Annotated in this window: 10 protein-coding genes; 3 read left to right on the top strand and 7 right to left on the bottom strand. The window is 67.7% G+C overall.

The window, feature by feature from the left end; genetic code table 11:
* Positions 1-41: 41 nt before the first annotated feature.
* Together ACESMN_RS10475 and ubiG are read right to left on the bottom strand one after the other, a co-directional pair.
* On the bottom strand, positions 42-368 hold the full coding sequence (locus tag ACESMN_RS10475) for a hypothetical protein (protein ID WP_373053542.1): 327 nt from the start codon (positions 366-368) through the stop codon (positions 42-44).
* Between the two features lie 28 nt (positions 369-396).
* Positions 397-1,152, bottom strand: a complete 756-nt coding sequence (gene ubiG / locus ACESMN_RS10470) for a bifunctional 2-polyprenyl-6-hydroxyphenol methylase/3-demethylubiquinol 3-O-methyltransferase UbiG (RefSeq protein WP_373053541.1) — start codon at positions 1,150-1,152, stop codon at positions 397-399.
* A 122-nt stretch (positions 1,153-1,274) separates the two neighbouring features.
* Here ubiG and mtgA point away from each other — a divergent pair, with 122 nt between their 5' ends.
* Both mtgA and ACESMN_RS10460 read left to right on the top strand, forming a co-directional pair.
* Positions 1,275-2,057: a monofunctional biosynthetic peptidoglycan transglycosylase gene (gene mtgA / locus ACESMN_RS10465; RefSeq protein WP_373053545.1), complete on the top strand. Its 783-nt coding sequence runs from the start codon at positions 1,275-1,277 to the stop codon at positions 2,055-2,057.
* A gap of 167 nt (positions 2,058-2,224) precedes the next feature.
* Positions 2,225-2,917 (top strand): zinc metallopeptidase, encoded by a 693-nt coding sequence (locus ACESMN_RS10460; protein WP_373053540.1) that lies wholly within the window; start codon positions 2,225-2,227, stop codon positions 2,915-2,917.
* 145 nt (positions 2,918-3,062) lie between these two features.
* On the opposite strand, the gene minE is transcribed toward ACESMN_RS10460, so the two are convergent.
* From minE to ACESMN_RS10435, 5 genes are all read right to left on the bottom strand, one after another.
* Positions 3,063-3,317 carry a cell division topological specificity factor MinE gene (minE, locus tag ACESMN_RS10455; protein ID WP_373053539.1) on the bottom strand — a complete coding sequence of 85 codons (255 nt, stop codon included), beginning with the start codon at positions 3,315-3,317 and terminating at the stop codon, positions 3,063-3,065.
* A 5-nt stretch (positions 3,318-3,322) separates the two neighbouring features.
* Positions 3,323-4,132: a septum site-determining protein MinD gene (minD, locus tag ACESMN_RS10450; protein WP_373053538.1), complete on the bottom strand. Its 810-nt coding sequence runs from the start codon at positions 4,130-4,132 to the stop codon at positions 3,323-3,325.
* A 39-nt stretch (positions 4,133-4,171) separates the two neighbouring features.
* Entirely contained in the window at positions 4,172-4,912 is a 741-nt protein-coding gene (gene minC / locus ACESMN_RS10445) for a septum site-determining protein MinC (protein WP_373053544.1), read from the bottom strand.
* Between the two features lie 205 nt (positions 4,913-5,117).
* Positions 5,118-5,891 carry a DUF1295 domain-containing protein gene (locus ACESMN_RS10440; RefSeq protein WP_373053537.1) on the bottom strand — a complete coding sequence of 258 codons (774 nt, stop codon included), beginning with the start codon at positions 5,889-5,891 and terminating at the stop codon, positions 5,118-5,120.
* Positions 5,892-5,914: 23 nt separating this feature from the next.
* Entirely contained in the window at positions 5,915-6,949 is a 1,035-nt protein-coding gene (locus tag ACESMN_RS10435; RefSeq protein WP_373053536.1) for an SAM-dependent methyltransferase, read from the bottom strand.
* A 183-nt stretch (positions 6,950-7,132) separates the two neighbouring features.
* Here ACESMN_RS10435 and ACESMN_RS10430 point away from each other — a divergent pair, with 183 nt between their 5' ends.
* Positions 7,133-7,618: a lipocalin family protein gene (locus ACESMN_RS10430; RefSeq protein WP_373053543.1), complete on the top strand. Its 486-nt coding sequence runs from the start codon at positions 7,133-7,135 to the stop codon at positions 7,616-7,618.
* The last annotated feature ends 85 nt before the right edge of the window (positions 7,619-7,703 follow it).

The raw sequence follows: 7,703 nt of genomic DNA, 5'->3' as shown, positions 1-7,703 counted from the left end.
CTTGCCCTGCGTGGGAGCGACCTCTGGTCGCGATGGCGGCGTCAGGCGTGGCCGGAGGGGGTCTCCTCGTGATGGGCGTCCTTAAGCGAGCGCAGGGCCTGTTCGACCACGTCCTGCGCGAGTTTGCGCTTGAGCTCCGGGTTGGCGGGAATCATCTCGGTGCGTACCGCGATGGCCATTGCCAGGGCCTGCAACAGATCGCCGTTGTGCGTCTCGCCGAGGACCGCGATCTCGTGGTTCAGGGTATACAGCAAGCGGTCCAGCAACTGGTAGACCCGGGTTGCAGAGCCGGTTTCGGGATGCAGTTCGAACTCGAAGGAGATCGCGTCGCCGGTGGGCGTGGTGAAACGGTAGGGAAGATGGTCCATGGGGTTCCTCCAGATTCGGGTCCGAGGTTCAACGGCTTTCAGGCGCACGCGCCATCAGCATGTAGTTGACCCCTTCGTAACGGGTCAGGCGCATCCTGCGCCGCAGGGGGTTCACGGCCACCCCGGAACGGGCGGTGACGCGCCAGCCGGCGGCCTCGAGCGGGCGGGTCATCTCGCGGGGCCGCACGAAGCGCCGCCACTGGTGCGTGCCGCGCGGCAGCAGGCGGAAGAGGTATTCGGCGCCGATGATGCCGGCCACATAGGCGGCGAGTGTCCGGTTCAGCGTCGCCAGAACCAGGAAGCCGCCCGGGCGGACCTTCTCCATGCAGCGCTGCAGGAAGCTGTCGGGATCGAGCACGTGCTCGATCACTTCCATGTTCAGGACCACGTCGAATCCATCCTCTTCCAGGTCCTCCAGCGCGACATGCCGGTAGCGCACGTCGAGGCCACTCCCCTGGGCATGCTGCCCGGCAATGATCAGGTTGCGCGGGGTCACGTCGATCCCGAGGACCTCCGCTCCGTGGCGCGCCATGCTCTCCGAGAGGATGCCGCCGCCGCAGCCGACGTCCAGCATCCGGAGCGCCGCGAGCGGCTCGGAGGCCTCGGGATCGCGGCCCAGCTCCCGGGCGAGGTGCTCCACGATCCAGCCGGTGCGGACGCGGTTCAGCAGATGCAGCGGCCAGAAGGGCCCGTGCTCGTCCCACCAGGTCTCCGCGAGCCGCTGGTAGCGGGCGACCTCATCGGGATCGACGCTTGCCGCCTGGATCACGTCCGGTTCCGACATCTCTCCCTCCATCCGTGGCCAATGGGCACACAGCCGTTTCGGCCCGTCGCCGCGTGCGAAGTTCACCCCGGATGCGGACATTGCGGCGGAAGGCGGCCATGGGCCTCTGGCAGAATGGCCGCATGAAGCGGTTCCGCTCCAAGGGACGCACCCGCCGCCCGCGGCACCGCAGGCGCGCGCCACTTGCGCGCAGCGTGCTGCGAGTCGTCGTGCTGACGCTGGGGGTGCTGGTGGCCCTCCTCCTGCTCCTGATCCTGCTGCTGCGCTGGGTCGATCCGCCGTATTCGATGTACATGCTGAGCCCGGCGTCAGGTCCGATCGCGCCCTCCCTGCGCCATACCTGGCAACCGATCCACGCGCTGCCGCTCCATGTGCCACTGGCGGTGGTCGCGGCCGAGGATCAGCGCTTCCCCCGGCACCGCGGCTTCGACTGGGAGTCCATCCAGGAGGCCGTGAACGCACGCCTGCAAGGGGCACGCCTGCGCGGCGCGAGCACGGTCAGCCAGCAGACCGCGAAGAACGTCTTCCTCTGGCACGGCAGAAGCCTGACCCGCAAGCTGCTGGAGGCCGGTCTCACCACCGCCGTCGAAGTGCTGTGGCCGAAGGCACGCATCCTCGAGGTCTACCTTAATGTGGCCGAATGGGGCCCGGGCATCTTCGGCATCGAGGCCGCCGCGCAGTACCACTTCGGCATCCCGGCCCGGCACCTGAGCGCTGAACAGGCCGCACTGCTGGCGGCGGTGCTGCCCAATCCGCGCGTCTATTCGCCCTCCCGACCCTCCGGAAACGTGCTCCAGCGGGCACGCTGGGTCGAGCGCCAGATGACTCAGCTCGGCCCGGACTGGCTGGCGCCGCTGCAGCTTGGATCCGGCCCCGCGGCAGGGGTGCGCACGGATCGGCCCTGATCCGGTGGGCCGTGCGGAGACTGCCCGGGACGTCTTCGGCCAGCATCGGCGATCGCGCCCGACCCCGAGCCACCCCGGGGATCCGGTCGAGGGCGAGGGTACCGGACATCCCACGAAGCACGGGCGGGAAACGGCGCCCGCTGCCGGTATCGGATAGATTGGATGGCATGGGCAGGCTCCTGATCATTCTGATTCCACTCATCCTCCTGGCCACCTACGGACCCGGCTGGTGGGTCCGCAGGACGATGGAGAAGTACAGCGAACCGTCCGATCGCTACGATGGCACCGGCAGCGAACTCGCGCGCCATCTGCTCAACCACCGGGGTCTGCACGACGTGTCCGTTGAGGTCGCCGAAGGGCAGGGTGATCACTACGACCCGGAGGCCCGTGCGGTGCGTCTCTCGGAGGGCAATTACCACGGGCGCTCGCTGACCGCGGTAACGGTGGCGACGCACGAGGTGGGGCACGCGGTGCAGCACGCCGAGGGTTATGCCCCGCTGCGTCTGCGCGGGGAACTGGTGCGGTGGGCGGCGAGCGGCCAGCGCCTGGGCGCCTTCCTGATGCTCGGGATCCCGGTGATCACCATCATCACGCGTCACCCCGCGCCCGGCGCGATGTTCCTGCTCGCCGGACTGCTGTCAATGGGACTGGCCGCGATCGTCCACCTGGTGACGCTGCCGACGGAGCTGGACGCCAGCTTCGGGAGGGCGATGCCGATGCTGCGCGAGGGCGGCTACCTGCATGAGACGGACTACCCGCACGCCGAACGCATACTGAAGGCCGCTGCCTATACCTACGTGGCCCAGTCGCTGATGAGCCTGCTGAATATCTGGGCCTGGCTGCGCTTCCTGCGCCGCTGAAGATCCTGGCGCTACCCGCGGCCTTCGAGGATGGAAGGACGCACCACGGGTAAACAGGAAAACCCTCGAAGATGGATTTAAATGCCCTTGATTTTACTTGCTTTCCGTGTGCTTCAGTGGCCGAATGCTCCCGGCAATCCGGCCCCTACTCCTTTTCGGGCAGCGTGATGTTCAGCTCGAGGACCTCGCAGTCGCCCTCGCGCTCGAGGTTCATCTGCACCGCCTCCTCGTTCACCTGCACGTATTTGCGGATCACCGCGAGGATCTCGCGGTGGAGCGCCGGCAGATAGTCGGGGCCGGAGCGGTGGGCGCGCTCCCGGGCAACGATGATCTGCAGTCTCTCCTTGGCCAGCGACGCCGACTTGGGTTTCGGAGAGCGGAAGTAGTCGAAGATACCCATGCCGTTCAGCTCCCGAACAGGCGTCCGAAGAAGCCTTTCTTCTGGAGCGTGGTGAAGCGGTGCGGGCGGTCCTCACCGAGGAAGCGCGCGACCGCGTCGATGTAGGCCTGCCCCGCATCGGACTCCTCGTCGAGGACGACCGGAACGCCGGAGTTGGAGGCATTCAGCACCGCCTGGGACTCCGGGATCACCCCGATCATGTCGATGGACAGGATGTCCTGCACGTCCTCGATGCTGAGCATCTCGCCCTTGTTCACCCGCTCGGGCGAGTAGCGGGTCAGCAGCAGGCGCGCCTCGATGGCACCCTCGCCCTGCTCCGCCTTCTTCGTCTTGCTGGCGAGGATGCCGAGCATGCGGTCGGAGTCCCGGACGCTGGAGACCTCCGGATTGGTCACCACGATGGCCTCGTCCGCGTAATAGGAGGCCATCAGCGCGCCCCACTCGATGCCGGCGGGGCTGTCGCAGACGATGAAGTCGAACTCCCGCGACATCTCGTCGAGCACGCGCCCGACGCCTTCGGTGGTCAGCGCGTCCTTGTCCCGGGTCTGCGACGCGGGAAGGATGAAGAGGTTCTCGGTCCGCTTGTCCTTGATCAGGGCCTGCCGGAGGTTCGCGTCGCCGTTGATCACGTTCACGAAGTCGTACACGACGCGGCGCTCGCAGCCCATGATCAGGTCGAGATTGCGCAGGCCCACGTCGAAGTCGACCACCGCGGTCTTGCGGCCCTGCATCGCGAGTCCGGTGGCCAGGGCCGCCGCTGTGGTGGTCTTGCCCACGCCACCCTTGCCCGATGTAATTACTACAATGCGTGCCATAGAGCCTGCATCTCCTTGAATATGGCGCCTTTCGACTGCCTAGATTTCGCTGATCCTGATGGTTTCTCCAGCCAGCGTGACCAGCCGGTTCTCGCCGCGCTCGCTGTCGAGGATGTCCTCCGCGATCCGGTAATGCCCACCGATCGAGATCAGTTCGGCATCCAGACGCCGGCAGTAGATGTGCGCGGTGGCCAACCCCCGCACACCGGCGAGGACCCGGCCGCGCATGGTGCCATACACGTGGATGTGACCGTCGGCCAGGACCTCCGCGCCCGCCGAAACCGCCCCCATCACGATCAGGTCACCGCCGCGGGCGTAGATCTGCTGGCCCGACCGCACCGGCTGCGTGACCACCCGGGTCGGTGTGTGGACGGCCGGAGCCGGGGCCGGCGCGGCGCGCGGTTCGGGCGCAGCCGGTTCGGGCGCACTCCTGCGCGCGGGGGGCTCCCCCGACTTGGCGCCAAGGACCAGCAACGGCAATCCGGTGGCCTCGCCGACCTGCGCGGTTGCGACCTCGCCCTGCTGGATGCCGATCACCTTGAATCCGTGCCGGCGCACACGCTCGACGGTCACCAGCAGCTCCGGCATCGGGAGCGGACCCAGGGCCTCGAGGTCCATCACCAGCGGCATGTCGCGCATCAGGTCAGGGGCCTCGGCCATGCGCGCCTCGAGCGCGGCATCGAGATCCGCCGCGTCGGCCGTGTTCAGGCGCAGGACGGAGACCAGCATCATGCGCCCCTTGAGCTCGATCGCGCGCAGGCGCTCGCTGTTGGCGCTCAGGGCATCAGAAGACATGATCCACCCGAAAGACCATGTCCGGCGATCTGCAGAAGGCTGTCATCGGGGCATTGTATCGTTTCACGGCCGGGAAGGCATGGGCACGCAGCTGCGAGCTTGCACCGGGCGCGGGCCCCGGGCAAGCCCTCCGGACGGATCGGATGCCGGAGATTGCGCGATCTTCTCGCTGCCGGTGCGGGTTGCGTGTCTACCCGGCCGGAGTCTTCGGGGGTCCCGGGATCAGGGCGTTGGTGCGCTCCGCGTACTCGCGATAGCCAGGGCGGCCCTCGGTCATCCGGCGGTCGAGCAGGGCGACGCCAGAGACCCGCAGGATCAGGAAGATCATCAGTGCCACGCTGGGCAGCGCCCACCAGCCCCCGAAGGCGAGGCCGATCAGGCCGAAGCCGAGCCACAGCACGATCTCGCCGAAATAGTTCGGGTGGCGGCTGAACCGCCACAGGCCGCGGTCCATCACCCGGCCGCGGTTTTCCGGATCCGCCTTGAAGCGGGCGAGCTGCCAGTCAGCGACGCTCTCGTACAGGAAACCGAACAGCCACAGCGCCCAGCCCAGCCAGACCAGTGCCCAGACCGGCTCGCCGCCTCGGACGCCGGCAAACATCGGCAACCCGATCACCGCGACCAACGCGCCCTGCAGCCAGAAGATGGTGAACAGGCTGCGCACCGCAAAGGCGTACTCGGAGCGGTCCTCGCGCATCTCCGTGTAGCGCGCGTCCTCTCCGTGGCCCCAGTTCCGCCAGGTGATGTGCCCCGACAGGCGCAGGCCCCACAGGATCACCGGGATCAGCATCACCCAGCCGGTCGCCGGCATCCCGGAGAGCAGCCACCAGACCAGCGCCACGACGATGAAGCCGAGTCCCCAGAACCGGTCCACGAGGCTCGCGTCGCGAAACGGCACGCTCCAGATCCAGACGAGGCTCATCAGCGCGAGCGCCGCGAGCAGACCGAGAATGTACACAGCCATGGCGTCAGCTCCCTCGTTTGCGATCACGTCGCCGGGCGTTCGAACAGGATGTGCGAGACCAGCCACTCGTTACCGCTGCGGAATCCGAACAGCTCCGCGCAGGCCATGTAGAACATCCGCCACCGCTGGAACCAGAGCCGCGCGTCGCGACCGTAGGTGGCCTCGAACAGCGGCAGGATCGTGTCCCGCGCCGCATCCTGGCGCCGCAGCCACTCGTTGCAGGTACGCTCGTAGTGACGGCCGCTGACCCGCCACTGGCGGATTACCCGAAGGTCGCGCTGGAAGTGGCGGGCCAGATCATCGGCCGGCATCAGCCCGTCGCGGAAGAAGTGGCGCCCCATCCAGTTGTCGGCGCCCTCGCTCTGGAAGAAGTAGGCGTGCTCGCGGTGCGCGAAGACATGCATGAACAGGCGGCCGCCGGGCAGCAGCCAGCGGGCGGAGCGGCGCAGCAGCTCCTCCCAGTTGCGCATGTGTTCGAACATCTCGATCGACACGATGCGGTCGAAACCGGACCCCTCGGGCTCGAAGGTGTTCATGTCCGCGGTGATCACCCGGAGGTTCTTCAGACCGCGCTCGTCCCGGCGGGCCTCGATGAAGGCGCGCTGCGACCGGGAGTTCGATACGGAGACGATCTCGCTGCCGGGATAGTGTTCCGCCATCCACAGCGACAGCGATCCCCAGCCACAGCCGAGTTCCAGCACGCGCTGGCCGTCGGCCAGCCCCGCGCGCTCGCAGGTCAGCGCCAGCATCCGCCCCTCGGCCGCATCCAGGTCCGGTGTCTCCGCGTCCCAGACGCAGCAGGAGTACTTCAGGTGCCGGCCGAGGCACTGCTCGAAGTAGCCGGCGGGCACCTCGTAGTGCTGCTCGTTCGCGACATCGGTGGAAAGCGCGACCGGAGCGCCGCGCATGGCCTCCAGCAGGGCCTCCCGCCGCTCCATGTCCCGTTCCACGTCCCGGCCCCTGTCGCTCAGGCGGCGCCGGAGCAGCCGCCGGATGCCAAAGCGGATCAGGACGTCGGGAACCCGGCCCCGTTCCGCCCAGGAGATGAGTGTCTGCATGATGTTCCCTGTCCCTGTTACTTTCCATCGACCCTCGGCAGGTCGGTCAGTTCCGGCGTGGAGCGTGGGTTTGCGGGAATCTTGCCGCGCCGCCGGGGTCGCAGGAGTCATCCCTCCCAGCGACAGGACCCCGCGATGAACCGAAGACGTCTGCGCCATCTCGCCCTGGCCTCCGTGGTCGCGATGGCCGCCACAGGCTGCGCCAGCCATTCGCCGATGCCGACCGTCGACTACGTCGATCTGGATCGCTACATGGGTGACTGGTACGTGATCGCGAACATCCCGACCTTCCTCGAGCGCGATGCGCACAACGCGCTGGAGAGCTACAGCCTGAACCCGGACGGGACGGTGGCGGTCACCTTCACCTTCCGCAAGGGCGGCTTCGACGGCCCCGAGAAGCGTTACACGCCGCGCGGCTTCGTGCGCAGCGAGGACAACGCCGAATGGGGCATGCAGTTCATCTGGCCGATCAAGGCGGAATTCCTGGTCATCTACCTGGACGACGACTACACCCAGACCGTGATCGGGCGCAGCAAGCGCGACTACGTGTGGATCATGGCCCGCGAGCCCTCGATCCCCGAGTCCGATTACCAGCGTATCCTGGCCTTTCTCGCCGAGCAGGGCTACGACACCGGCGAGATCGAGCGGGTGCCCCAGCGCTGGGACTGAGCCGATGGTGGGCCCGGTGTGCTTGGCCCGCGCTACTGGAGCCCCGGACGGAAGGTGGGCCCGCTGGGCTTGGCCCACCCTACTG

It is taken from the genome of Thioalkalivibrio sp., from assembly GCF_041690275.1.
Classification (GTDB): Bacteria; Pseudomonadota; Gammaproteobacteria; order Ectothiorhodospirales; family Ectothiorhodospiraceae; genus Thioalkalivibrio.
The sequence above is the reverse complement of the archived record's forward strand: the minus strand, read 5'-3'. Positions and strand labels throughout refer to the sequence as shown.